Genomic DNA, 23,434 nt, shown 5'->3' on the forward strand with positions numbered 1-23,434 from the left:
AAGGTCTAGGCAGGCCGAACTGAAATCGGCACCGTCACGTATATCTGCTTACCTGCCGGATCACGCAAAGACAGGCATTTGAATGGCGAGAACCGACTGGGGTTCTTGTGTAAGAAATTGATATCGTTGACGGACAGGCCGAAACAAACAGGACATGAAATCGGAGTTTTCCGACCGGCACGAATCCATCGAACTGATGGAGAGCGGCCACCCTGACCGGAGATATTCCCCAAGTCGCACGGTGGAACCGCTCGTCAGATCCCCGAGCCGTCAAGCTCGCGGTCGTCGTCGCCTTCCCAAGGGGAGGGCGCGGAAGCGCGGTTGAGATTGGCCGAGGGCATCGGCATCCAGCACTTCAGTTCCGGTTCCGCATACGCAACGATGCAGCCCGGGGCGGAATCCGAGGCACGCCAGCCCTCTGCGCCGAACCGGTCGCCGTTCGACCAGTAGGCGACGTCGACTTCCGCCGGCCCCTGTTCGGACGAGCGAACCGTGACAAGGATCCGACGACCGTCTCGCGGCGCGCTTGCCATGTGGCGCCACCGATCTGGCTCGCTCATCGTCTTCCTCCCGCATTGCCGTGAACTGAAGTGTTGCCTCGCCATCGAAAGATGGTCAATCCAAACTTTGTTTAATAAAGGCGGCGCCGCAGGTGCGCTCGTACCTGCGGCACCGGGTCGCATGGCTTGACTTCGTGGCACCTGCGGGCGATCTTACAACCATGTTGATGAACCGCGACATATATCCGTCGAGCGCCTTCCGGGTCTGCCCCATCGCAGGATAATGACCCGGATCCGGCCTTTGTCGCCCGCCGGATCCTGGGCTAAAGCGGTCAGCCTGTGACGCGAGCTGACATGTGCGACAATCTTCCAGAACAATGCCCATGCATGGGAATCCCATGCCTGTACCGGAGGTATCGCGAACGATGCCCGACAGTATCGCCCATTCGAAGCGACCGTTGTCTGTTATCGGGGCAACGGATTATTCGACGCTCGTTGAGATTGCCGGCGCTGCGATTTCGAAGAACTTCGACGTTGCTGCCGAGTTGGTCGAGAAGTTGCAGCACGCCTGCGTCCTGGCGGATGGTCAGGTGTCGCCGGACACTGTCCAGATAGGATCCGAAGTCACTTTCGATGTCGAAGGCGCAGGCCGCCGCACCATCACGCTTGTCTGCCCGGATGAGGTCGATGCAGATGCGGCGAGGATCTCGGTGCTGACGCCCGTCGGCGTGGCGCTCCTGGGGCTCCGCCCCGGGCATTGCAGTGCGTGGTTCTCTCGCGATGGCCGGTCCAACACTCTCGCGGTCGTGCGCGTTGGCGAAGATCGTATGGCCGCCGTTGCGCTCTCAGCCCTGTCGTAGCCGAGGACCCGATGCACGCACTCAAGAGCAGACGCCAAAAGCCGAGGGGAGGTTGCCTCACCGCAGGCTCGTAGCCCTGTGCCGCATCCGTCGTGGTCGGCACAGGGCGTTCCTGTTGCCAAGACGAACATCCGACAGGAGACCTACGATGCTTGCCGCTCATCCACCAGCCATACTCGCCGCCGAAGACGCCAGCGTCCTTCACACGATACTTGACGATCCTCTGGTTCCCGACCGCACCAGGTCGCTCGTTCGGCGCAAGCTGACCGAAGCCCATGTGATCGCCACGGAAGTTCCCGGCGATGTCGTCACCATCAACAGCCGGATCTCCTTTCGGCTGGGCGATGGTGCGCCGATATCCGCGTTCCTCGTCGATCTCGTCCATCCACTGAGATCCTTTCACGGAATGATTCCGCTGCGGAGCGATGTCGGCTTGTCTCTTCTCGGCCTGCGAGAAGGCAGTCGCGTGACCCTTGATCTGCGGAATGTACCCACAAGCCTCATGCTCAAACGCGTGCTTCATCAGCCTCAACGTCAATCGCGGGCCATCTTCGGGTCCACAGCATCGAGGTCATCGGGGAGCAACAGCAAGGCTTGCCCCTCGGTCGCATGAAATCTCGAAGCAACAACCACGGATTTCAAGATGAGGCAGGGCCATGACATTTTCCGCATCCGAGAGAAGCGTTTCCGGCAGTCCTATCGATGTTCAGCTGCACTACGATCACCTGAGCAGGATGGCGCACGTCTGCTCTTCCGTATTCGACGGCGTTCTTCCATCCCACTATCCGACGCCCGAAGCAGCGGCGGATGCCGCACGAGCGATGATAGAAAGCAACATGGCGCGGGGCGGAGAAATTCTTCCACGCCGATCTATTCGAATCTGGCTTCGCTAGACACGGGGCGAACGTCGTTCCCGCTTTGTAGAACGCCGCCGGCCGTCATCGACATCCGGCCTTTGTTATCGCGCGTTCACTCGCCAGTCCCGTCGCGGGGCCCCGGGGCCAGCCCTCGGCCTCATATGCAATGATAGGAGAACTCAATGTCCAGGGAAGCCTTTTGTCAGCTGACGGCCGGAGACGCCAACGTCCTGATGTCTTTGCTTGAAAGCGCCAACGCAAGGCCGTCCGCCTTCTCGACGCTGCTGAGAGAGAAACTGAACCATTCGAACGTCTTCTTCCGGGAAGACATCCCCGGCGATATCGTCACGCTCGACACGCAAGTGCTCTATACGATCAACGGAGCCGTGGCGGGGCCGCATGTTCTTCTTCGCGACCCCGCGGATGGACTTCCGGACGCTGCGATATCGGTCCGGACGATGCGGGGCCTGGCGCTGTTGGGATTGGGCGTCGGCGAGTCGATCGAGATCCTGGGTGAGGGCGCAGAGCCTGAAACGCTGACGGTCCAGAGCATCATTTTCCAGCCGGAGGCGGATGCCCGTTCGAAACAACGCCAAGGCGACCAAGTGGAGTTGGTCGATCATGCTCCCCAGGTCATAAACTTCCGACCACGTCCAAGGCAGATCGGCACGCCATACGACGACGATCCTGGTCCGAGTGCTGCATGATGTGGCGTAGATGCCACCGCCCAGGATGTGGGGTAGCTTCGGCGTTTGCCGTGCTTTCGGAGCGGAGCCGCGGGAATGGACCGGCTTGCCGCGACGGACGGCTGATGAACGGATCATCGCTCATTGTGGCGGTGGTCCCAACCCATCGGGTAAGTTCACGGCGCCAAGGATGAGCGCCCTGATTTTTTTCCCTGTCACTCCGATACCATAGCGCGTCGTCTCGGCCGTGTCGCTCAGCTTGTGCTGGTAGCGGTCGCCACCCCGCCCTTGATTTTCAGATCCTCTTGAGAACTGCGACTGAGAAAAAGATTGACCGAATTGTCGATTTTCAATATTCTGTACTTGTTCAGTATTTTGAACAAATAGCAAGGGAGGATCAGTTGTGAGCGGACGCGGTGTCGAGCGTGTCTTGGATATGATCGAGTGGTTTGCGGCCTCACCGGAAGGCGCAAGCCTTTCGGAGATTGCAGCTGCGCTTGCCATGCCCAAGTCGAGCGCTCTCTTGATGCTGCAGTCGCTGACCGAACGCGGCTACATCCATCGCCTTGGCAGCGGCGAGTACCAGATGCTCAGGCTTCCCGGCGAGATCTCCCAGGATGGCCGCAACTACGGCGCCCTGATCGCTCTGGTATCGCCGCACCTTTCCCAGGCTGTTCAGGAAACTGGAGAAAGTGGCTTCGTCGCCGTGCTGGAAGACCAGTCGATCCGCTATCTCAATAAAGTGCTGCCGAAGCGCGAGATCCTCTACGATCGCGATATCGTTCCGACACGTCCGGCCCACAAGGTCGCGAGCGGGGTGGTTCTGCTGGCCGCCGGCAGCGACGCGGAAATCGAAGCCTATGCGGCATCGGCCGCTCTGTCCGAGGCGGAACATTCCAAGCTCCGTGAAGCCGTAGCGAGTGCCCGCGCATCGGGTTTCTATGTCAACGCCATGGGCGTCGTAGAAGGTGCCGCAGGCGCAGCCGCTCCGATCGTCGGTGCAAACGGCAAGGCGGTTGCCGCGCTCAACATCTCCGGCCCCCAGGTCCGGTTCGTCACAAATTCCGACCGCATATCTGAAGTGGTCCGGGAAACTGCCGCCGCAATCAGCGAGGAGCTGGCGCGCCGCAGTCGTCGTTTGTCCAAAGGGAGGTAAGAATGAAACTCGTAACTCTATCGGCGGTCGCCGGGCTGTTTGCCGGCATTGCCGGTTTCGCTCAGGCTCAGGAAGTACCGGCCGGCTATCCAGCCGACTACTCCAAGATCATCGAAGGTTCGCGCTCTGAAAAAGGCCTGATGATCTACTCGAACATGGCCGACAATAACTGGCAGCCGATCATCGAGGGGTTCCACGCCAAATATCCCTGGGTGAAGGTCGAGCCCGTGGATCTGGGCTCCGGTACGGTACATTCCCGCTGGGAGGCCGAAAAGGGGTCCAGCGCCCGCACCGCCGACATCTTGGTTTCCGGCGCCAACGACCGCTGGGCCTCCTACGGCAAGGATGGCCTGATGGAGGACTACAAGAGCCCGGAAACCGAAAAGCTTCCGGACTTCGCCCACCCCTATCCAGGCGTGAACGTGCTTTCGACCGACCCGCTGGTCATCACCTACAATGCAGCGCTCCTGCCGGAGGATCAGCGCCCGACGGGTTTCGCGTCTTTGGTAGAGGACGCGGTGGCCGAGCCGGATACGTTCACGGGCAAGATCACCACCTATGATGCCGCGCGCAACAGCTTCGGGCTGACCGCCTGGTGGGCCTATATGGACAAGAAGGGCGACGCGGGCTGGGATGGCCTTCGCAAGATCGGTCCGATGATCCGTGGCGAGACCTCGGGCGGCCCGATGAACGAGAAGATCGCCACTGGCGAATATCTGATGGGTATTGCCGTCTCCGGCATCACCATCTTCCCGCGCCTGGAGCAGCCGGGCGGGGAAATCCTCGGCTTCGCCTTCCCCGACGACGGCACGATCATGATGCTGCGCGGCATGGGCATCCCGAAGGGTGCCGCCAATCCGAATTCGGCCAAGCTTTTCGTCGACTACGCGCTGAGCCAGGACGGCCAGACGCAGGTCGGCAAGGGTGGTCTCGTTCCCTACCGTGAGGACGTGCCGGAAGATCAGGTGCGTTACACCTTCCAGAAGATCGGCGAGATCGTCGGCAATGACAACATGATCATCGCCGGCTTTGACCAGCGCCTGATCACCGAGGCGGGTCCTTTCGTCGAGAAGTGGAACGCGGCGATCGCCGGCCGTTGAGCCGAGCACGAGGGCCGGACGACACCCCTCCGGCCGGCCCTCCCACCAAACCTGACAGGAAAATTCGATGACGGATATCAGCCACGCCGGTACGACCGGACGGGGGATAGACCGATCGCGTGCGATCTACTGGGGCGTTGCGGCGCTGACGACGATCCTCGTATTCGGCCCGATCACCCCGATCATCTTCCAGGCCTTCCTCGACAAGCCGCTCTACGACGACACCGCGGTCCTCACGCTAGGCAATTTCGGCCGCCTGTTCAGCGAACCGGGTATGGGTGGCGTGTTCTTCAATACGCTCTACTTCGGCGCGCTGACGATGGTCGTGGCCCAGATCTTCGGAGCCGTCATGGCGGTTCTCGTCGGGCGCACCAATCTGCCGGGCCGCAAGTGGCTGGGCGAAATCTTTATCTGGCCGCTGTTTGTCTCGAACCTCGTCATCGCGTTCGGCTGGTTTACAATGTACGGCCCGTCGGGCTTCATGACGCTTGCCGCCAAAACCTATCTCGGTGGCGCACCGTGGAACCTCTACAGCGTCACCGGCATGGGCGTCGTCGCAGGCCTTAGCCAGGCGCCGCTGACCTATCTCATGTGTCTCGCAGCCGTCACCAAGGCCGACCCGCTGCTCGAAGATGCGGCGCGTTCCACCGGTGCCGGCCCTTTCCGGGCGCTGTTCTCTGTCACCATTCCGATGATCCGTCCTGCGATCATCTATTCGGCCGTGCTGAACTTCGTCGTCGGTATCGAGATGCTGGCCATTCCGTTGCTCTTCGGCGGCCCGTCCGGCATCCAGACGGTCACGACCTTCCTCTACAACGCCGGCATCAATGCCGCCGTACGGCCGGAATACGGCATTGTCGGCGCCGCCGCCGTCATTCTCCTGATCGTCGTCGCCGTCCTCGTCTGGCTTCAGGGCTTCCTGATGAAAGGTGCTGGGCGTTTCGTCACCGTGCGCGGCAAGGCGAGCCGTCCATCGACACTCGATCTCGGCGCCTGGCGCTGGCCGGCATTCCTGTTCGTCTTCGCGTTTGCCTTCCTGACGATCATCTCGATCTTCGGCGGCATCTTCATGCGCTCGGCGGTCAGCTTCCTGACCCCGCTCATTCCCTTCTGGAAGGTGCTGACGACTGCCAATTTCGAGCATGTGCTGGGCTCGGCCAACTACGTCCGCTCGATCGTCAACTCCGTCCTGGTGGCAACGATCGGTGCGGCGATCGGCACGTTCTTCATCCTGGTGATTGCGCTCGTCGCCCGCCGCTCGGACTTCCGCCACAGCCGCGCGCTCGAATACATCGCGCTCTTCCCGCGCTCGTTGCCGGGCATCATCGCCGGTCTCGGCTTCTTCTACGCCGTGATCTGGCTGCCCGGAGCGGATGTCATTCGCGGCACAATCGTCGTGCTGATCCTTGCCTTCATGATCCGCTACATCCCGGTTGGTTTCGGTGCCATCGCGCCAGCGCTCGCCCAGGTCGGCGAGGAGCTCGATCGCGGTGCGCGCATCTCCGGTGCCGACTGGTGGACGACGGTGACGCGTATCATCGTCCCGATCCTGAAGCCCGCGCTCTTCAGTTGCTATGCGTTGCTTTTCATCCACTTCTTCAAGGAGTACGTGACGGCGGCTTTCCTCTACCAGCCCGGATCCGAAATCATCGGCACCACCATGCTGCAGCTTGTCGCCCAAGGTGACAACGGCCCGGTCTCCGCCCTCGCAACCATCCAAGTCGTCATTACCGCTGCTTTCGTCATCCTCGCTCGCCGCGTCATGGGAGCCAAAATCTATGGCTGATCTCGTCCTTCAGAACCTCACGATCAAGTACGGTGCCGTCACCGCCGTCGACAATCTCAACATCCATGTCGCGTCGGGCGAATTCCTGACGCTGCTCGGTCCGTCCGGCTGCGGCAAGTCCACCTCTCTCTTTGCGGTCGCCGGCCTGAACCACGCCACATCAGGCACGATCCGCATCGGCGACCGGGTGCTGTTCGACGGCAACCCGAACAACACGGTGCCGCCGGAGAAGCGCAATATTGGTCTCGTCTTCCAGTCCTATGCGCTGTGGCCACACAAGACGGTGGCGGAGAACCTGGCTTTCCCGCTGACGCTTCGAAAGATCGGCCGGGCTGAGCGAGACGAGCGCATCAAGGAAGCGCTTGGCCTCGTCGAGATGCTTCCCTATGCGGATCGCTATCCGTTCGAACTTTCTGGTGGCCAGCAGCAGCGCGTGGCACTCGCCCGGGCGCTCGTCTATCGCCCACCGCTCCTGCTCCTCGACGAGCCGCTGTCGAACCTCGATGCGAAACTGCGCGAACGCGCCCGTGTCTGGCTGCGCGAACTGCAGGAACGGCTCAATGTCACCACCATTTATGTCACGCACGACCAGGCCGAGGCACTTGCTGTTTCCGACCGGATCGCAGTGATGAGCATGGGCCGGATGCGTCAGCTCGGAACCCCGCGCGAGATCTACGAACAGCCAGCCGACAGTTTTGTCGCCGACTTTATCGGCTCGTCCAACTTCTTCGACGGCACGGTGATCGAGAGCGGTACGGACAAGGCACGTATCCGCCTTGCCGACGGCAGCGAGATCGTTACTCCGCCAGGTCCGGCCGGAAAGAATGGTAGCGTCGTCGTCGCCATTCGCCCGGAGAAGATCGAACTCGCCGGCGAGGCCGGTCCGAACACGCTGCGGGTCCAGATCGAGCAGCGCACCTATCTCGGCTCGGTCTGGCAGTATGCGGTGCGCTCCGGCGCGGTCAATTTCCGTATCCAGACGCCGGCAGAGCTGAAGGAGGACAGCATCCTCGTGCATGTTCCCCAGCAGCACTGCGCAGTCTTCCCCGACAAGCCCGGCGCGAATTGAGAGACCCATGGCAGAGCAGAAGAGAACCGTTCGCTTCCAACCGGAACAGAAAGGCCCGCTGCATGGCATCCGCGTCGTTGACCTGAGCCGCGTGGTGGCCGGCAACATGCTGTCCTTGCAGCTCGGTGACTTCGGGGCCGACGTCATCAAGATCGAGCCCCCACAGGGCGACGCTCTCAGGGAATGGCGTGACAACGGCCATTCCCTGCACTGGAAGACCTACGGCCGAAACAAGCGCTCGATCGCGCTGAACCTGCGCCGGCCGAAGGCGCTGGCGGCCCTGAAGAAGCTGCTCGAGAAGGCGGACGTCTTCATCGAGAATTTCCGCCCGGGCACACTCGAGGAAATGGGCCTTTCGCCGGACAGCCTGCTGGAGCTCAACCCGCGGCTTGTCATCGTGCGGATTTCCGGTTTCGGCCAGACCGGGCCTTATGCCAGGCTGCCGGGCTTCGGCACGCTGGTCGAGGCGATGAGCGGCTTTGCCTCGCGCACCGGTTTCCCGGATCGCGAACCGGTGCTGCCGCCACTGGCGCTGGCCGACATGATCTCGGGTCTGACCGGCGCCAATGCGGTGATGATGGCACTGTTTGCCCGCGAGCGCGGCGATGCCACGGGCCAGGTGATCGACCTGTCGCTGCTGGAGCCGATCTTTGCATCCCTCGGGCCGGAAGCATCGATCTATCATGTCACCGGCAAGGTCAAGCAGAGGTCCGGCTCCGGTTCCAACACGGTTTCGCCGCGCAATGTCTACCTCTGCAGCGACGGAAAACATGTCGCGCTCTCCGGGTCGACCCAGGTGATCGCGATGCGGATCTTCGACATTGTCGGTCGGCCGGACATGAAGGACGATCCACGGTTTTCGACCAATGTCGAACGCGTCAAGCATCGCGAACTGGTTGATGCGGCGCTTGGGGCGTGGTTTGTCACCCGCACCCGTGACGAAGCCCTTTCAGCCATGCGTGCTGCCGGCGCGACCGTCGGCCCTGTCTATGACATCGCCGATATCAGTACTGACCCGCATTTTGCCGAGCGAGAAATCGTCGTCGAAGTCGAGGATGCCGATCTCGGCAGCATTCCCCAGCACAACATCTTTCCGCGCTTTTCTGCGACACCCGGCGTCTTCCGCCATCCGGCGCCTGATGTCGGCGCGCAGACCGCGGCGATCCTGGCGGAAGTCGGCCTGACGCCCGACGACCTGGAGGGCGACGAATGATCTCGTCACTTCTCTATGTACCGGGCAATGCGCCTCGCTTTCTGGAAAAGGCGGGACAGCGCGGAGCCGATGTCGTCATCATCGATCTGGAAGATGCCGTACCGGAAACCGCCAAGACCGAGGCTCGCGAGGGACTTGCGAAATGGGTGCCGGCAATCCGGCAGAGCGGCTGCCAGGTTTTCGTGCGCGTCAACCAGTCGGAACGTCTTGTCGACGATGCCATAGCGGCGACCGTCGCCGGCGCGGACGGGCTCTACATCCCGAAGGTCGATAGCGCGGATATTCTCGCCCGCCTGGCCGAAAGCCTGCTGCCTCATGAAAGAGATCGGGCACCCATCGGCTTCGTGCCGCTGATTGAGGACATGAAGGGCCTGTTCGAGGTTCGCGCCATCGCCCATGGTCCGCGTGTATTTGCGCTGACATCCGGTGGCGAGGATCTGGCGACGGCGATGGGGGCGAAGCCCACGCCGGAGGTGCTGCGTTATCCCAAGCTGATGATCCACTATGCCGCCAAGGAAGCCGGTGTGCTTTCTTTCGGCATGCTGAGGACCACGGTCGATTTCGCCGACAAGGAGGCGCTTCGGGCGGCCGCTCTGGAAGCGCGCGATTTCGGTTTCGACGGAGCAACCTGCATCCATCCGTCCGTCGTGCCGATTCTCAACGAATGTTTCGCTCCGACCCCGGAAGAGCTTTCCTGGGCACGGAAGGTTGTTGCTGCCAGCGAACAGGAAGCCGCTTCCGGACGTGGGGCCTTCATGCTGGACGGCAGGTTCGTCGATGCGCCGATCGTGACGCGCGCCCAAAACCTCCTATCACGATTTGAGAAGGGAGGGGTCACTTCATGACCCATGACATCATCCAGGGGGCCGATCACGGAAAGCGTGGTCGTCGCATCCTCGTGAGCCATAACAAGATTGCCGAAAAGGCGATCCGGCTATTGAACGAGCATGACATCGACGTGTTCTTCTCGCCGCCCTACGATCCGTCCGAGGTCGTGGCAAAACGCGCAGCCGACCTGAAGATCGACGGACTGATGGTACGCCAGGGTCGCATCGATCAAGAAGTCATCGCAGCCTCGCCCAACCTCAAGGTTATCGCCAAGCATGGCGTCGGCGTCGACAATGTCGATATCGCGGCCGCCGCCAGGCTCGGCATTCCGGTACTGCGGGCGATGGGCTCGAACTCCCGCGCGGTCGCCGAACACACGATTGCCCTGGCGCTCAGCCTGATAAAGGATGTGCTGCCGCTCGACCGGGCGGTGAAAAGCGGCGAGTGGCCGAAGCCGACCTTCACCGGCAAGGATTTCCTCGGGGCCACGATCGGCCTGATCGGCTATGGCGGGATCGGCCGGGAGACGGCCCGCATGGCGGAAGCGCTGGGCATGGAGGTCGTCGTCCACGATCCTTTCGCGTCCGGTGCAGCAGAAGCCGACGGTTTTGCCTCGGCAGATGACATCGATGCCATGCTGCCCGCGCTCGACGTGCTGAGTATCCATTGCCCGCTGACGTCGGCAACCCGCGATCTGATCGATGCCCGCCGCCTTGGTCTGATGAAGAAGTCCGCGGTGCTGGTGAACACGGCACGCGGCGGCATCATCAACGAGATGGCGCTTGCCGAAGCGTTGGCCGCAGGCACGGTGGCAGGAGCCGCACTCGACAGCTTTTCCACCGAGCCGCCGCCGGCCGACAGCCCGCTCTGGGCACTCGGCACGCTGATCGCAACACCGCATATCGGTGGCGTGACCTACGGTTCCGCTGATGCGATGGCGGTCATCGCCGCTCAGCACATCATCAGCGTTCTCGACGGCAATGCGCCGGATGAACGCTCGATTGCCCGTCCAACCGAACTTTCTGCCTGAGGTTTCCATGACTTACGGATTTCGTGTCAAACTGAACTGGGATCGTATCGAATCGGCGCAGGTGGAGGCTTTCCGCAGCCTCCCGGTCGCGAATGTCAGCGATTCCATGTCGCGCATCTGCGCGCTTGGCACCGGCCTCAGGCCGATGCACAGGTCAGGCAATCTCGCCGGCCCGGCGCTGACGGTCCGAAGCCGCCCCGGCGACAATTTGATGCTGCACAAGGCCATCGACATGGCGCAGCCCGGCGACGTGATCGTCATCGACGCTGCCGGCGAAACGACGAATTCGCTGATGGGCGAGCTGATGCTCGCGCATGCGATCCGTCGTGGCGTTGCCGGTTTCGTCATGAATGGTGCCATCCGCGACGCGGAAGCCTTCCTGGAGCGCAATGTCCCGGTCTTTGCCTGCGGCGTGACCCATCGCGGCCCCTATCGCACCGGACCTGGCGAAATCGGACTGCCAATCGCGATCAACGGCACGGTGATCGAACCGGGCGACCTGATCCTCGGCGACCTCGACGGCGTCGTCTGCGTGCCGAGAGCGGATGCTGCGGACATCTTCAAGGCAGCTGCCAAGAAACACGAGGCCGAAACGAAGCAGATGGCCGAGACGGAAGCCGGTACGGTCAACCGCGAATGGGTCGACAAGGCACTCCGTGACGCAGGCTGCGAATTCATAGCATAGAGAGCGTGTGGGTGCTTCGGCGGACGATCGGTGGTCGCCGGACCAAGGCGAGCGTCACCAGCCTGCAAAGTCCATGAGCAGGCTCTCGTCGACCCGCCCTCCGGCGACATCGGTGAGGGCCTCGTCGAGGATGGCGGCTCCCTCGAGGGCCTGGCTTTCCGTCAATGTCAGCGGCGGCGTGAATTCCAGCACGTTGGAATTGATGCCGACATAGTAGAGCACAAGGCCCAGCTGGAAGGCGCGGTAGACGGTGAGGGCCGCCTGGCGGGCAGCCGGTTCGCGGCTGGAATGATCCGCCACAAGCTCGACACCGACGGCAAGGCCGCGGCCACGCACGTTTCCAATCAGGGGATGGCACGGCGAAAGCCGGTCGAGCGCCGTGCGCAGCACACGTCCGACCCTCTCTGCATTGGCGACAAGATGGTCGCGCTCGATGGTCTGCAGGACAGCGAGGGCCGCGGCCGCACAGACGGGGTTGCCGTGCACGGTTTGCAGCGAGAAGGCGACGGCGTGGTTCATGACCGCCTCCGGCCCGACCACCGCGGAGATCGGCAGGCCGCCGCCGAGGCCCTTGCCGAAGACGACGATGTCAGGCTCGATGCCGCAATGCTCGAAGGCGTTGAAGCGCCCGCTGCGGCCGAGGCCGACCTTCACCTCGTCCGAGACGATGAGGATGCCGTGCTGGCGGCAGAGCGCTTCCACTGCCTCGAAGAACCCGTCCGGCGGCACCAGCATGCCGCCGTCCGACTGGATCGGCTCGATGAAGAAGGCGGCGACCTCCCGCGGCGGAATCTCCGTCTCGAAGAGGTTCTCCAGATGGGTGAGGGTCGCGTCCTTTGCCGCCTCGGGGCTGCCGGCGGCGTAGCTGTTCGGATAGGGCACGAGCGTCAGACCGGCGGCTCGCGTGCCCTGTTGCGCCGGATGGCCGGAGACGGCCATGGAGCCGACGGTGCCGCCGTGATAGGCGCCATGGAAGGCGAGGATGCGCGGCCGGCCGGTGGCGGCGACAACCATGCGGGCAACGGTCTCGTTGGCGTCCGAGCCGGAATGGCCGAACCAGACGCGGCCGCGGGCGCGCTCCGGCACGAGGGACAGCAGCTTTTCGGCAAGCAGTACGCAGGGCTCGTTCGCGGAGGAGAGATAGCTGGCGCCCGCCTGGTCGGAGAGCGCGCGGTTCACCGCCTCGCGGATGGCGGGATGCGAATGGCCGAGGCTCGCCGCCCCCCAAGAGGCGGCGAAATCGAGGAGCCTTCGCCCGTCGTCGCCGATCAGATACGCGCCGCTGCCGCCGACGACCGCCTGCGGAAAGAACCGCAGGTGCGCCATTTTCGAGACCGATCGGCTTTCGCGGGCGTAGAGGCCGGACATGGGGCTATCCTCGCTACTTGAAGAAGGTCACAACCTCGTCGAGCTGGACGACATGGCAGTAGATCATGTTGATGATCTCCAGTTCCCGCCTGTGCAGCTCATCCGTTGCCGCCGCACCGCAATCGTCCACCACCACGACCCCGAAACTCTCGTCGGCGAGGCTGCGCACGGTGGAGGAGACGCACTGGTCGGTGAAGATGCCGCAGCAGATGACGTCCTTGATGCCCATGTTGTGAAGGATGAGGCGCAGGTTCGTCCCGGTCAGGGCGCTGTCGGTCGTCTTGGTGATGACGATCTCGTCGGCGCGCGGCTCGAGCTCGGGCACCACCTGGCCTTCCGGCAGCTCCTTCGGCAAAAGCAGGTAGTTGAAGCCCGGCTTCTTCTGGCTCAGCGACCGGTCGCGCCCATCCGGCTTCAGGCAGGCGATGCGGGCGAAGATGACCTCCACCTTGCGCTTGCGGCATTCCTCGATCAGACGCGCCGTGTTCGGGATCACCGTTTTGCGCATGCGCTCGTAGAAGGGCTGCCAGCGGGCGGTTTCCTCTGCCGTGTCCTTCGGATCGAGATAGGTGTTCTGGATATCGATGACGAGCAGCGCCGTGGTTTCCGGATCGAGGACGATGTCGTCCGGCGCCTCTGCATTGGCATAGTAGAAGGAACGGTAGGCGGTCTTCCAGCTCACGAAACAATCTCCTTCTTGCGGCGGGTGCGGGTGAGGATGTGGCCGATCTCGCGGTTGGGGAACAGACCGCCGGGCTTGACGATCATCACCGCGATCATGGCAAGCGCCAGCACGATCTCGGTGAGGCCGATGACCTGTCCGGCGCCGATGGCGGTGGCGTTCAGCGCGCCTTCGGTGCCGCGCAGGCCCTCATAGGCGAAGGTGACGAGGATGGTGCCGGCAACGGCGCCCGTCACCGTATTCGCCCCGCCGATCACCAGCATGGTGATGATGAGGAAGGTCTCCTTCAGATAGAAGGCCTTTGGCGCAAACGAGGTGATGAAATGCCCCCACAGCGCCCCGCCGACGCCGGCGATGAAGGCGGCGAGGATGAAGGCGCGCCAGCGCAGATGCGGGATGTTCGCGCCGAGCGCCGCGGCCGCCACCTCGTCCTCGCGGGAGGCGCGCAGGAGCTTGCCGGTACGCGATTCCTTGAAGAGGAGCGCAATGACGATCACGACGGCCGCAACGACGGCTGCGATCGGCATGTCCGTCGTCTTCGGCAGGCCGAAGAGCGTGCGCGGGCCGTTGGTGAGGGCGCTCCAGTTGTTCATCACGGTATAGAGGACGACCAGCAGCGCGAAGGAGGTGATGACGGCCGCGGCATCCGACAGCCGCATCAGCGGATAGGCGACGACGGCCGCCACGAGCGCAGCCACGACGCCCGCCGCCAGCATGGCCAGAAGCGGCGAGACCTCCAGGACCGTCATGAATTCATAGAGGTCCGGTAGCGCCATGCCCTTCATCTGCGCCGGAATGGTCAATACGGCGGATGTATAGGCCCCGAGCCCCATGAAGCCGATATGGGCGAAGGACAGCAGCCCCGAATTGCCCATGAAGGTCTGCAGGCCGACGACGAGCACCAGCGAGATCAGCAGGTTGGTGGCGATACGGTCGTAGAGGCGGATGCCGAGCACCTGGCTTCCGACGGCGATTGCGGCGACGACGGCGATGAGGATGAGGGCTGTGAGATAGGCGTGTTTCATGGGCGCTCTCCTCAGGTCCGTTGTCCGCTCGCCGGGCCCTTGATGAGGCCTTCCGGGCGCCAGAGCAGGATCAGGATGACGAGGCTGAAGGTGAAGGCGTCGCGAAACTTCAGGAGGTCCTGCGACAGGGTGTAGTTGAGCGTCGTATCGATGAGCGCCAGCAGGAAACCGCCGACGACGGCGCCGGGCAGGCTCCGCATGCCGCCGATCACGGTGGCGATGAAGGCGACAAGCAGCGGCTCCAGGCCGATGCCCGGCACGACCGTGCCGATGCGCCCGATCCACAGGATGCCGACGACGCCGGCAAGGAAGCCGGAGAGCGCGAAGGCAGACGAGATGATGAGGTTCGCCGGCACGCCGAGCATGCGGGCCATGGTGAAGTTGGTCGCAGCCGCACGCATGGCGATGCCGAGCGTCGTCTTGCGCATCAGAAAGGCGACGGCGGCAAGGAGCACGATGGAGGCGGCGATGGTGATGAGGTTGCGCACCGGCGTGATCGCGCCGCCGATCGAGACGGTCTGCGAGAAGATCTCCGGCAGCGGCACGTTGCGCGGGCGCGGCGAAATGAAGAGCAGCGCCGCGTTCTGCAGGAGATTGGAGAAGGCGAAGGAGGTGATCAGCACCGCCGTCACCGATTTTGCGCGCACCGGACGGAAGGCGGCGTAGTCGGTGAGGATGCCGAAGAGCACTGCCATGCCGACGGCGAGAACGGCCATGACAAGCCAGGGCAGGCCCGAGCCGCTGGAAAGGTACATGGTGTAGCCGGCGACCATGATGAGTTCGCCATAGGCGAAGTTCACGAGGCGCAGAATGCCGTAGATGATGACGAGGCCGAGCGCCATCAGCGCATAGGCGCCGCCGAGGCTGAGGACGTCGATGACGAACTGGATCGCGAAAGCCATGGATCAGCCTCCCAGATAGTGCGCGCTGAGATCGCTGGTCGAGCGGATCTCCTCGGCGGTGCCGGATGCGACGACGGCGCCGAGCCGCATGACATAGGCGCGATCGGCGACGGCCAGCGCCTGGTTCACGTTCTGCTCGACGAGCAGGATGGTGAGGCCGGATTTCTTCAGCGTCTCGATCATCTCGAAGATGCGCTCGACGATGGCGGGGGCAAGGCCGAGCGAGGGCTCGTCGAGGAGCAGCACGCGTGGACGCGCCATCAGCGCACGGGCGATCACGAGCATCTGCTGCTCGCCGCCCGACAGCGTGCCGGCTGGCTGGGTCGAGCGTTCTGCAAGGCGCGGAAAGAGCGTGTGCAGCTTTTCGAGGTTCTCCCGGTTTCCGGCCTGGTCGCGGCGGTGGATATAGGCGCCGAGCATGAGGTTTTCGGCGACCGTCAGGTCCGGGAAGACGTCGCGGGTTTCCGGTACGGTGGCAAGGCCGGCGCGGATGACCTGTTCGGGACTGGACGCGGTGATGTCCCGGCCTTCGAGCAAGATCGAACCTTCGGCCGCCTTCAGGGCGCCGGCGATGCACTTGATGGTCGAGGACTTGCCCGCGCCGTTCGCGCCGAGCAGGCTCACCAGTTCGCCCTTGCCGACGGAGAAGCTGACGCCGCGCACGGCGCGGATCGCACCGTAGTTGATGGAGAGGCCGGTGATCTCAAGCATGGGCCGCCCCCTTGCCGAGATAGGCCTCGATGACGGCCGGATGGCCGCGCACATGGGCGGCGTCGCCTTCCGCGATGGTGCGGCCGGAGGCGAGTACGTGCAGCCGGTGGCAGAGGCGCATGATGAGGCCCATGTCGTGGTCGATGATGAGAAGGCCGAGACCGCGCGTCTTCGGCAGCTCGGACAGCGTGTGCAGCAAGGCTTCCGTTTCCGCGTCGTTCATGCCGGCGGCCGGCTCGTCGAGCAGCAGGAAGCGCGGCTCGGCGGCGAGCGCCCGGGCGATCTCGACACGACGCTTGTCGCCGTAGCTGAGGCTTTCGCCCAGCTCGTCCGCCTTGGCCGAAAGACCGAGTTCGGCCAGAAGGTTCTTTGCACGCCCGGTGGCCACAGCGCGGGACGTCCCTTTCGCCAGCGCGGCGGCCTCGACGTTCTCCAGCACCGTCATCGCGTTGAAGAGGCGCACGATCTGGAAGGAGCGACTGACGCCGGCCAGCGCGATCTGGCGCGGCGAGAGGCCGGACAGCATCGTATCGCCGGCAGTGATCGTGCCGGTCGAGAGCTTCACCTGGCCGGTGATGGCGTTGATGAGCGTCGTCTTGCCGGAGCCATTCGGTCCGATGAGGCCGACGACTTCCCCGGTCGAGAGGGAGAGCGACACATGGTCGAGGGCGCGGAGGCCGGTGAATTCCACCGATACGTCGTTTACCGCGAGACGCGTTTCAGGCATGGCTTTTCCGAAGGTGATAGGTCGGCGCTCCACCGCCACCAACGACGTGGCGATGGAGCATTTGCTTCGCGCGTCATCCTGTCTTCAAATCGGTCCCGATTCAAAGGGTTCATGAGCGCCGTCAGCCCGTGATGCCCGATCAGGGCTTCGGAAGGGATTCCGGCTTGCGCCATCCGACGAAGCTCGGCTTGCCGCCCTTGAGTTCGATCACGGCCGCCGCCTTGTTCGGCACATGGCCTTCTTCCGCGGTGCCGTAGTCGAGCTCACCGGTCAGGAGCTTGAACTGGCCGTCTTCCAGCGCCTTCGCCACGGCTGCGCCGTCGGTCGAGCCGGCCGCCTTGATCGCCTCGGCAATCAGCATGATCGTGTCCCACCCGGTCGAGACGAACGACGTGTCAGGCGCCTTGCCGTGCATGGTGGTATAGAGTTCGATGAACTTGGGCATGTCCGGGTGCGCCTCCGGACCCATCCAGGTATGCGTGACGAAATAGACGTCGTTGCCGAATTTCTCGCCGAGCGTTTCGTGCATGGCCGGGTCGTCGTAGGCATCGCCGCCGAGAACGGGCGCATCGTAACCGACCTCGCGCAGGGCGCGGATGATCATGCCGATATCCTGGCCATAGGACGAGACGAAGATCACGTCCGGCTTCTTGCCGAGCGCCTGGAGACGCGCGAGCTGGGCGGAGAAGTTGTTGTCGCCGTTCGTGTAGGTGTCTTCCAGCAGGATCTCGCCGCCATCCGCCTTGAACTGTTCGACGAAATATTTCGACAGCGACTTGGTGTAGGCGATGAACTGGTCGGTGACGACATAGGCCGTCTTCCAGCCCTTTTCCTTCACCGCGAAGTCGGCCGCCGTCGCACCCATCGTGGTGTTCCACATGGAGAGCGTGAACTGCTTGTCGCCGAGCGACCAGGAAGAATAGAGCGGGTCCGAAGCGCAGGTCGAGATGCCGACGATATCGGCCGACTGTGCCTCCCGGCTTGCCGGAGAGCCGAAGTCGAAGTCGCAGGGCGCCACGATGACCTGTGCGCCCTTGTCGATCAGTTCGACGGCGACGTTGCCGACCGTCACCGGATCGGACTTGCCGTCGATGTTGATGAACTCGACCTGCTTGCCGAGGACCCCGCCATTGTCGTTGAGATATTTCACCGCAACCTGGGCGCCGTTGTAGCCGGGCGTGTCGAGCGGGGCCTGGATGCCCGTCATCGAGAGCGCGCCGCCGATCACGATCTTCTCGTCATCGGCAAAGGCCGCGGAGGAGGCGAGCGCGAGGCCCGCAGCCAGAAGCAGTTTGGAGGTTTTTCTCATGGTCGTTCCCCTTAGTGATGCCGTTCGGCGTTAGATGGATGAGCGGTCCGGCCTTTTTGTCTTGTTCTGCGGCCCGCCTTGAAATGCTCCTTGTTTCCGTCCCGTTGGTTCGTGCCGGGCAGCCCTACTGCCCGATTTCCTTCAGGAGATCGTCGGTCGAGACCTGCCGGCAATAGCCCTTGATCGCGCTGAGCGAGGTGTTGTGCCGCTCCTCGGAATAGGTGCCGCAAGCATCCGGCACGAGCGTCACGAGGTAGTTGAGGTCGCAGGCGTCCCGCACCGCCGATTCCACGCACTGGTCGGTCAGAAGTCCACACAGTACGAGTTGTTTTACGCCGAGATTGCGCAGGATGTAGTCGATATGGGTGGAGACGAAGACGCTGGACGAGCTCTTCGGGAAGACGATCTCGTCTTCCAGCGGCTCCAGCTCGTCGATCACCTTGCCGTCCCAGGAGCCCTTCGGCACGTTGAAGCCGGTGATCTTGTAGTCGAGGCTGCGGTCGCGGCCGTCCCTGGTCAGGCTCTCGATCGTCGTGTGCAGCACCTCGATGCCGGCCTTGCGGAAGCCGTCGAGCAGGCGCTGCATGTTCGGGATCGCCACCTCGCGGATGCGCTTGAAGTAGTATCCGTACTTGCCCGCGATCTCCGCGTCGGAAACGTCCTTGAACTCCCCGCCCTCGCGGCGCACGGAAAAATTCTGCACGTCGATGAAGAGGATGGCGGAGGCCGCCGGATCGAGCGGCACGTCGCGGGTGGTCAGATGGTCAGCGGCCATCAGGCGTTTCCTTCGAAGCTGTCTGCCGCAAGCCGGAGGGGGCCGGCGAGGCGGTCCGCCCATTCCTGTTGCCCGCGGGCGTCGTTGATGAGGTCGTTGCGCACTTCCACGAGCACATGCGGAATGCCGCGACGCTCGCCATGCACCGGGATCGTGAAGTCGGAGACGTCGTCGACATGGTACGGCGCGTTGAGCTTCACGGCGACACCGGGATTGGCCGCCCGGAACGTTTCCGCCAGCCGTTCGGCAAGGCGGGCGTCGTGGTTGTAGAGAAGGCCGAGTTCGAAATCGCGCACGGCACCCGTTGCGCGCATGATCGGCGTGAAACTGTGCACCGAGACGAGAAGGGACGGCTTGCCGGCGGCCCGCCGCTGGTCGAGCGCGACGGCGATCGCCTCGTGCAGCGGCTGGTGGATCTCCACGAACCGGCTCCGCCGCTCGCGGTCGGATACGTCCGCATTCGCCGGGACCACGGTGCCGTCGCTCTCCCGGACGACGCAGTCCTTCGCCTCGAGCGGGCGGTTGCAATCGATGACGAGGCGGCTGTAGCGCTGAAGGACGAGCGCGGCGTCGAGACGCTCTGAGAGGCCCCGGGCGACGCCTTCGGCGCCGACGTCATAGGCGATGTGCCGGTCCATATCGGCGGGTGACACGCCCAGATCGCCAAGCGCTGCAGGTACGGCGCGGCCGGCATGCTCGCAGGTGAGGAAGATGCCGGAGGCGCCGGCGGAATTGATCCGCTCCACGGGATCCGGGTCGCCCGCCTGCAGCAATCTGGTCGTGTCGCGATCTGCGAACCTGAGCATGAAAGGGATCCGTCAAGCGATCCGGCACGGGCCGGCGGCGCGGGCTTCGATGGCGATCAGTCAAAGAAATTTTTCAATCATAGTCAATCCGATATTTCCGTTTGACTAATTTTTTTCATGGCGCAAATATCCGGTCAACCAGGGGAACGAACGCCAATGAGCGATGGGAAATCACCGGCGACGGTCCGAACGAGGATCCGCGAGGCTGCGGCGTCACTGACCGCCAGCGAGCGCAAGATCGCCAACGCCATCCTGGCCGACTATCCCTTCACGGGCCTCGAAAACATCCAGGAGCTGGCCGCCAAGACCGGCGTCAGTGCGCCCTCCATCACCCGTTTCGTCAGCAAGATCGGCTGCGGCGGCTTCCAGGACCTGCAGCGTCAGTTGATCGCCGAACTGAAGGAAGGCCAGCGTTCGCCGCTCGACCTCAAGTCCAGCCAGAAGCCGGTCGGCCATTCCGAATTCCTGTCGGAATATGTGGCGCGCGTTTCCGCCGTCATGCAGGAAATGACGGCGACGGTCTCGCAGGCGCAATTCGACATCCTGGCCGACCTCCTCGCCGATCCTGCCCGCAACATCTTCCTGCTCGGCGGACGCGTCAGCGACAATGTCGCCTCGTTTCTGTCGATCCATTTGAGGCAGATCCGCAGCGGTATCTACCACATGGCCGACAACCCGGAATTCTGGCCGGAGCACGTGCTGCGCATGCGCAGGAAGGATGTCGTGCTCCTGTTCGACTTCCGGCGCTACCAGCTCAGCCTCGCGCGCCTTGCCGAGACGATTGCCGAGAGGCGCGGCGCGACGATCGTCGTCGTGACCGACAAGTGGATGTCGCCGGCCGCCCGCAGTGCCGATCATATCGTCGCGCTGCCGATCGACGCCGGCACGGCCTGGGATACGGTGGCCGCCGCCATGGCGCTCGTCGAGGCACTGATCGTGCGTGTCTCCGAGGCCGACTGGGAAGCGACGCAAAAGCGCATCAACGATTGGGACGGCATCCGCTTCGAGATGCCGGGCTACGACCAGGACAGGATCAACGGGGACGCCGATGAAACGTGAGGAAATGATGGTCGCCTGCTGCGGCGACCTTTCGGGCAAGGTGCGCGGCAAGGCCTTTCCGCTGGCGCAGATGGACAAGCGCCTGAAGCGCGGCGTCGGCTGGACGCCGACCAATGTGCAGATCACCTGCTTCGATAACATCGCCGAAAGCCCCTTCGGCTCGCTCGGCGATCTCGTGCTCATCCCCGATCCCGCGACCCGCGTCAGCATCGAAAGCGAGGAGGGAGCGCCGAATGAGAACTTCGTGCTTGGCAATATACGCTATACCGACGGTCGGCCCTGGGAGTTCTGCACGCGCTCCATCCTCGAGGCCGCCCTCGAACGCCTGCAAAGGGTGGCGGGCGTCACGCTCTACGGCGCGTTCGAGCACGAGTTCCAGATCAAGCACCTCGTCTCCGAGGTCGGCAAGGCCTTCACGCTCGGCGGCTTCCAGGAAGAGCGGCACTTCTGCGAGGCGATCATCGCGGCGATGCGGGAAGCGGGCGTGACGCCCGACACGATCCTGAAGGAGTTCGGCGCCGGCCAGTTCGAAGTGACGATGGGGCCGCAGAAGGGCGTCACCATCGCGGATCATTCGCTGATCACCCGCGAACTCGTCGGCCTCGTCGCCCGCGAGCTTGGCTACGATCCGACCTTCACGCCGATCCGTGATCCGGCCGGCGTAGGCAACGGCGTGCACGTGCACATGAGCATGCTGGATTCAACGGGCAAGGCCGTCACCTACGATCCGAGCGGCCAACATGGACTTTCGGACGTCGCGGGAAAATTCGTCGCCGGCATCCTGAAATACCTCGATTCGATCATCGCCGTCACCGCGCCGAGCGTCGTCTCCTACCTGCGTCTCACCCCGCATCGCTGGAGTGCCGCCTTCAACAATCTCGGCTTCCGCGATCGCGAGGCTTCGGTCCGCATCTGCCCCGTCTCCGATATCAGCGATATCGCCTGTGCCGACCAGTTCAATTTCGAGTTCCGCGCCGCCGACGGCGCCGCAAACCCGCACCTGGCCCTCGCCGCGATCGTTCATGCCGGCGTGCAGGGCATCGAGGAGGGGCTGCCGGTGCCGGAAGCAACGCAGGAGGACCTGTCTCTATTGGGCACAGAGGCCCTTGCCGCCCGCGGCTACGTCCGCCTGCCGCAAACGCTGGAAGCGGCGCTCCAGCGCTTCAGGAATAATGCAACGGTGTGCGGGTGGTTCCCGGAAGGCTTCGCCGACGTCTACGTAAAGCACAAGGAGGGCGAGATCGCCTATCTGGCCGGCAAGACCCAGGCGGAGATCTGCGCTGCCTATGAGAGCGCTTATTGAGATGCGTCGTCAGGGCCGTCTGGGCGAGGAGGATCCCGATATTCACCTTGCAGGGCGCCATTGGTTCACCTTGAAACCGACACCAAACCGGACCGATGAAGGTCAGCGTGATCCGCGCAGCATTTCGATGATGGCGGAGAAGTCGCGCTCGCCGCTTCCTGTGTTCTCGAAGGCCTCATAGAGCGCCGCGGCCGCGGCGCCCAGCGGGGTCGAGGCGCCGCTGGCGGCGGCGGCTTCCTGCGAGAGCTTCAGGTCCTTCAGCATCAGGGCCGCGGCGAAACCGGGCTTGTAGCCATTATTGGCGGGCGAGGCGGGGACCGGGCCGGGGACCGGGCAATAGGACGTCAGCGACCAGCACTGGCCGGAGGACGTGGAAGCCACATCGAACAGCGCCTGGTGCGACAGGCCGAGCTTTTCGCCCAGCGCGAAGGCCTCGCCGACGGCGATCATCGAGATGCCGAGGATCATGTTGTTGCAGATCTTCGCCGCCTGGCCGGCGCCGTCTGCTCCGCAATGGACGATCCTTTTGCCCATCGCCTCCAGAAACGGTCTGGCGCGGGCGAATGCCCTGTCGGTGCCGCCGGCCATGAAGGTGAGCGTGCCGGCCGCAGCCCCGCCCGTGCCGCCGGAAACCGGCGCGTCCAGTGAGATGCACCCGACCGTCTGCGCAATGGAATGTGCCTTGCGCGCGCTTTCCACATCCACCGTCGAGCAGTCGATCAGGAGCGTTCCGGCGGGAACCAGGCCTGCGAGATTTTCCCAGACGGCAACGACGTGCTCGCCTTTCGGCAGCATGGTGATCACGGCCTCCGCTCCGTTCACGGCCTCGGCCAGGGTGGCAAACGTGCCGACGCCGGCTTGTGCGGCGGCTGCGAGCGAGGCTTGCGAAAGGTCGAACCCGGCGACTCCGTGGCCCGCCTTGACAAGATTTGCGGCCATCGGGCCGCCCATGTTGCCCAATCCGATGAATGCGACCTGTGCCATGCTGACTGTCCTC

Annotated in this window: 24 protein-coding genes; 13 read left to right on the forward strand and 11 right to left on the reverse strand. The window is 63.6% G+C overall.

Annotated elements, in window-relative coordinates; genetic code table 11:
* Positions 1–254 precede the first annotated feature (254 nt).
* A complete protein-coding gene (locus tag OCK02_RS02250; RefSeq protein ID WP_230806389.1) occupies positions 255–560 on the reverse strand; it encodes a hypothetical protein in 306 nt (101 codons plus the stop codon).
* Between the two features lie 365 nt (positions 561–925).
* On the opposite strand from OCK02_RS02250, the gene OCK02_RS02255 reads away from it, so the two are divergent.
* The 11 genes from OCK02_RS02255 to OCK02_RS02305 all read left to right on the forward strand — a co-directional run bounded on the left by OCK02_RS02255 (position 926) and on the right by OCK02_RS02305 (position 11,770).
* Positions 926–1,360, forward strand: a complete 435-nt coding sequence (locus OCK02_RS02255) for a GreA/GreB family elongation factor (RefSeq protein ID WP_263811612.1) — start codon at positions 926–928, stop codon at positions 1,358–1,360.
* A 148-nt stretch (positions 1,361–1,508) separates the two neighbouring features.
* Positions 1,509–1,973, forward strand: a complete 465-nt coding sequence (locus tag OCK02_RS02260; protein WP_263811613.1) for a hypothetical protein — start codon at positions 1,509–1,511, stop codon at positions 1,971–1,973.
* 426 nt (positions 1,974–2,399) lie between these two features.
* Positions 2,400–2,924, forward strand: coding sequence for a transcription elongation factor GreAB (locus tag OCK02_RS02265; RefSeq protein WP_263811614.1), 525 nt, complete (start codon positions 2,400–2,402; stop codon positions 2,922–2,924).
* Between the two features lie 409 nt (positions 2,925–3,333).
* Positions 3,334–4,059, forward strand: a complete 726-nt coding sequence (locus OCK02_RS02270) for an IclR family transcriptional regulator (RefSeq protein ID WP_263811615.1) — start codon at positions 3,334–3,336, stop codon at positions 4,057–4,059.
* A gap of 2 nt (positions 4,060–4,061) precedes the next feature.
* The gene (locus tag OCK02_RS02275; RefSeq protein ID WP_263811616.1) at positions 4,062–5,159 is read left to right on the forward strand and encodes an ABC transporter substrate-binding protein; all 1,098 of its coding nucleotides are present in this window, start codon (positions 4,062–4,064) and stop codon (positions 5,157–5,159) included.
* A 67-nt stretch (positions 5,160–5,226) separates the two neighbouring features.
* Positions 5,227–6,945 carry an ABC transporter permease gene (locus tag OCK02_RS02280; protein WP_263811617.1) on the forward strand — a complete coding sequence of 573 codons (1,719 nt, stop codon included), beginning with the start codon at positions 5,227–5,229 and terminating at the stop codon, positions 6,943–6,945.
* Entirely contained in the window at positions 6,938–8,014 is a 1,077-nt protein-coding gene (locus OCK02_RS02285) for an ABC transporter ATP-binding protein (RefSeq protein WP_263811618.1), read from the forward strand. Before OCK02_RS02280 ends, OCK02_RS02285 begins: the two co-directional genes overlap by 8 nt.
* 7 nt (positions 8,015–8,021) lie before the next feature.
* Positions 8,022–9,227 carry a CaiB/BaiF CoA transferase family protein gene (locus tag OCK02_RS02290; protein WP_263811619.1) on the forward strand — a complete coding sequence of 402 codons (1,206 nt, stop codon included), beginning with the start codon at positions 8,022–8,024 and terminating at the stop codon, positions 9,225–9,227.
* The gene (locus tag OCK02_RS02295) at positions 9,224–10,072 is read left to right on the forward strand and encodes an HpcH/HpaI aldolase/citrate lyase family protein (RefSeq protein ID WP_263811620.1); all 849 of its coding nucleotides are present in this window, start codon (positions 9,224–9,226) and stop codon (positions 10,070–10,072) included. The genes OCK02_RS02290 and OCK02_RS02295 overlap by 4 nt, the downstream gene beginning before the upstream one ends.
* Positions 10,069–11,085, forward strand: coding sequence for a hydroxyacid dehydrogenase (locus OCK02_RS02300; RefSeq protein WP_263811621.1), 1,017 nt, complete (start codon positions 10,069–10,071; stop codon positions 11,083–11,085). Before OCK02_RS02295 ends, OCK02_RS02300 begins: the two co-directional genes overlap by 4 nt.
* Before the next feature lie 7 nt (positions 11,086–11,092).
* A complete protein-coding gene (locus OCK02_RS02305; protein WP_263811622.1) occupies positions 11,093–11,770 on the forward strand; it encodes an RraA family protein in 678 nt (225 codons plus the stop codon).
* 54 nt (positions 11,771–11,824) lie between these two features.
* Here OCK02_RS02305 and OCK02_RS02310 read toward each other — a convergent pair whose 3' ends face one another.
* The 9 genes from OCK02_RS02310 to OCK02_RS02350 form a co-directional block, all read right to left on the reverse strand.
* A complete protein-coding gene (locus tag OCK02_RS02310) occupies positions 11,825–13,138 on the reverse strand; it encodes an aspartate aminotransferase family protein (RefSeq protein ID WP_263811623.1) in 1,314 nt (437 codons plus the stop codon).
* A gap of 13 nt (positions 13,139–13,151) precedes the next feature.
* The gene (locus tag OCK02_RS02315) at positions 13,152–13,820 is read right to left on the reverse strand and encodes a cysteine hydrolase family protein (RefSeq protein WP_263811624.1); all 669 of its coding nucleotides are present in this window, start codon (positions 13,818–13,820) and stop codon (positions 13,152–13,154) included.
* Positions 13,817–14,845 (reverse strand): branched-chain amino acid ABC transporter permease, encoded by a 1,029-nt coding sequence (locus OCK02_RS02320; RefSeq protein ID WP_263811625.1) that lies wholly within the window; start codon positions 14,843–14,845, stop codon positions 13,817–13,819. The genes OCK02_RS02315 and OCK02_RS02320 overlap by 4 nt, the downstream gene beginning before the upstream one ends.
* Before the next feature lie 11 nt (positions 14,846–14,856).
* Positions 14,857–15,747 (reverse strand): branched-chain amino acid ABC transporter permease, encoded by an 891-nt coding sequence (locus OCK02_RS02325; RefSeq protein WP_263811626.1) that lies wholly within the window; start codon positions 15,745–15,747, stop codon positions 14,857–14,859.
* Between the two features lie 3 nt (positions 15,748–15,750).
* Positions 15,751–16,458, reverse strand: coding sequence for an ABC transporter ATP-binding protein (locus OCK02_RS02330; RefSeq protein ID WP_263811627.1), 708 nt, complete (start codon positions 16,456–16,458; stop codon positions 15,751–15,753).
* The gene (locus tag OCK02_RS02335; RefSeq protein ID WP_263811628.1) at positions 16,451–17,185 is read right to left on the reverse strand and encodes an ABC transporter ATP-binding protein; all 735 of its coding nucleotides are present in this window, start codon (positions 17,183–17,185) and stop codon (positions 16,451–16,453) included. The genes OCK02_RS02330 and OCK02_RS02335 overlap by 8 nt, the downstream gene beginning before the upstream one ends.
* Positions 17,186–17,324: 139 nt before the next feature.
* Entirely contained in the window at positions 17,325–18,494 is a 1,170-nt protein-coding gene (locus OCK02_RS02340) for an ABC transporter substrate-binding protein (RefSeq protein WP_263811629.1), read from the reverse strand.
* Between the two features lie 124 nt (positions 18,495–18,618).
* Positions 18,619–19,269: an isochorismatase family cysteine hydrolase gene (locus OCK02_RS02345; RefSeq protein WP_263811630.1), complete on the reverse strand. Its 651-nt coding sequence runs from the start codon at positions 19,267–19,269 to the stop codon at positions 18,619–18,621.
* Positions 19,269–20,075: an N-formylglutamate amidohydrolase gene (locus OCK02_RS02350; RefSeq protein WP_263811631.1), complete on the reverse strand. Its 807-nt coding sequence runs from the start codon at positions 20,073–20,075 to the stop codon at positions 19,269–19,271. Before OCK02_RS02350 ends, OCK02_RS02345 begins: the two co-directional genes overlap by 1 nt.
* Positions 20,076–20,231: 156 nt before the next feature.
* On the opposite strand from OCK02_RS02350, the gene OCK02_RS02355 reads away from it, so the two are divergent.
* Together OCK02_RS02355 and OCK02_RS02360 are read left to right on the forward strand one after the other, a co-directional pair.
* Complete coding sequence (locus tag OCK02_RS02355) at positions 20,232–21,134, forward strand: MurR/RpiR family transcriptional regulator (RefSeq protein ID WP_230806414.1); 903 nt, start codon at positions 20,232–20,234, stop codon at positions 21,132–21,134.
* The gene (locus OCK02_RS02360; protein WP_263811632.1) at positions 21,124–22,437 is read left to right on the forward strand and encodes a glutamine synthetase family protein; all 1,314 of its coding nucleotides are present in this window, start codon (positions 21,124–21,126) and stop codon (positions 22,435–22,437) included. The genes OCK02_RS02355 and OCK02_RS02360 overlap by 11 nt, the downstream gene beginning before the upstream one ends.
* Positions 22,438–22,539: 102 nt before the next feature.
* Here the strand turns inward: OCK02_RS02360 and mmsB are convergent, their stop codons facing one another.
* Positions 22,540–23,421, reverse strand: coding sequence for a 3-hydroxyisobutyrate dehydrogenase (gene mmsB, locus OCK02_RS02365; protein ID WP_263811633.1), 882 nt, complete (start codon positions 23,419–23,421; stop codon positions 22,540–22,542).
* Positions 23,422–23,434 lie beyond the last annotated feature (13 nt).

Origin of the sequence: Rhizobium sp. TRM96647, from assembly GCF_025780115.1 — a bacterium.
Taxonomy (GTDB): domain Bacteria; phylum Pseudomonadota; class Alphaproteobacteria; order Rhizobiales; family Rhizobiaceae; genus Mycoplana.

Excerpts from the sequence above, each read along its gene's own strand:
- OCK02_RS02280 (WP_263811617.1), top strand. The coding sequence starts at position 5,227 with ATGACGGATATCAGCCACGCCGGTACGACCGGACGGGGGATAGACCGA.
- OCK02_RS02355 (WP_230806414.1), top strand. The coding sequence starts at position 20,232 with ATGAGCGATGGGAAATCACCGGCGACGGTCCGAACGAGGATCCGCGAG.
- OCK02_RS02275 (WP_263811616.1), top strand. The coding sequence starts at position 4,062 with ATGAAACTCGTAACTCTATCGGCGGTCGCCGGGCTGTTTGCCGGCATT.
- OCK02_RS02295 (WP_263811620.1), top strand. The coding sequence starts at position 9,224 with ATGATCTCGTCACTTCTCTATGTACCGGGCAATGCGCCTCGCTTTCTG.
- OCK02_RS02325 (WP_263811626.1), bottom strand. The coding sequence starts at position 15,747 with ATGGCTTTCGCGATCCAGTTCGTCATCGACGTCCTCAGCCTCGGCGGC.
- OCK02_RS02290 (WP_263811619.1), top strand. The coding sequence starts at position 8,022 with ATGGCAGAGCAGAAGAGAACCGTTCGCTTCCAACCGGAACAGAAAGGC.
- OCK02_RS02250 (WP_230806389.1), bottom strand. The coding sequence starts at position 560 with ATGAGCGAGCCAGATCGGTGGCGCCACATGGCAAGCGCGCCGCGAGAC.
- OCK02_RS02300 (WP_263811621.1), top strand. The coding sequence starts at position 10,069 with ATGACCCATGACATCATCCAGGGGGCCGATCACGGAAAGCGTGGTCGT.
- OCK02_RS02260 (WP_263811613.1), top strand. The coding sequence starts at position 1,509 with ATGCTTGCCGCTCATCCACCAGCCATACTCGCCGCCGAAGACGCCAGC.
- OCK02_RS02335 (WP_263811628.1), bottom strand. The coding sequence starts at position 17,185 with ATGCCTGAAACGCGTCTCGCGGTAAACGACGTATCGGTGGAATTCACC.
- OCK02_RS02330 (WP_263811627.1), bottom strand. The coding sequence starts at position 16,458 with ATGCTTGAGATCACCGGCCTCTCCATCAACTACGGTGCGATCCGCGCC.
- OCK02_RS02345 (WP_263811630.1), bottom strand. The coding sequence starts at position 19,269 with ATGGCCGCTGACCATCTGACCACCCGCGACGTGCCGCTCGATCCGGCG.
- OCK02_RS02285 (WP_263811618.1), top strand. The coding sequence starts at position 6,938 with ATGGCTGATCTCGTCCTTCAGAACCTCACGATCAAGTACGGTGCCGTC.
- OCK02_RS02340 (WP_263811629.1), bottom strand. The coding sequence starts at position 18,494 with ATGAGAAAAACCTCCAAACTGCTTCTGGCTGCGGGCCTCGCGCTCGCC.
- mmsB (WP_263811633.1), bottom strand. The coding sequence starts at position 23,421 with ATGGCACAGGTCGCATTCATCGGATTGGGCAACATGGGCGGCCCGATG.
- OCK02_RS02360 (WP_263811632.1), top strand. The coding sequence starts at position 21,124 with ATGAAACGTGAGGAAATGATGGTCGCCTGCTGCGGCGACCTTTCGGGC.
- OCK02_RS02320 (WP_263811625.1), bottom strand. The coding sequence starts at position 14,845 with ATGAAACACGCCTATCTCACAGCCCTCATCCTCATCGCCGTCGTCGCC.
- OCK02_RS02305 (WP_263811622.1), top strand. The coding sequence starts at position 11,093 with ATGACTTACGGATTTCGTGTCAAACTGAACTGGGATCGTATCGAATCG.
- OCK02_RS02265 (WP_263811614.1), top strand. The coding sequence starts at position 2,400 with ATGTCCAGGGAAGCCTTTTGTCAGCTGACGGCCGGAGACGCCAACGTC.
- OCK02_RS02255 (WP_263811612.1), top strand. The coding sequence starts at position 926 with ATGCCCGACAGTATCGCCCATTCGAAGCGACCGTTGTCTGTTATCGGG.
- OCK02_RS02310 (WP_263811623.1), bottom strand. The coding sequence starts at position 13,138 with ATGTCCGGCCTCTACGCCCGCGAAAGCCGATCGGTCTCGAAAATGGCG.
- OCK02_RS02350 (WP_263811631.1), bottom strand. The coding sequence starts at position 20,075 with ATGCTCAGGTTCGCAGATCGCGACACGACCAGATTGCTGCAGGCGGGC.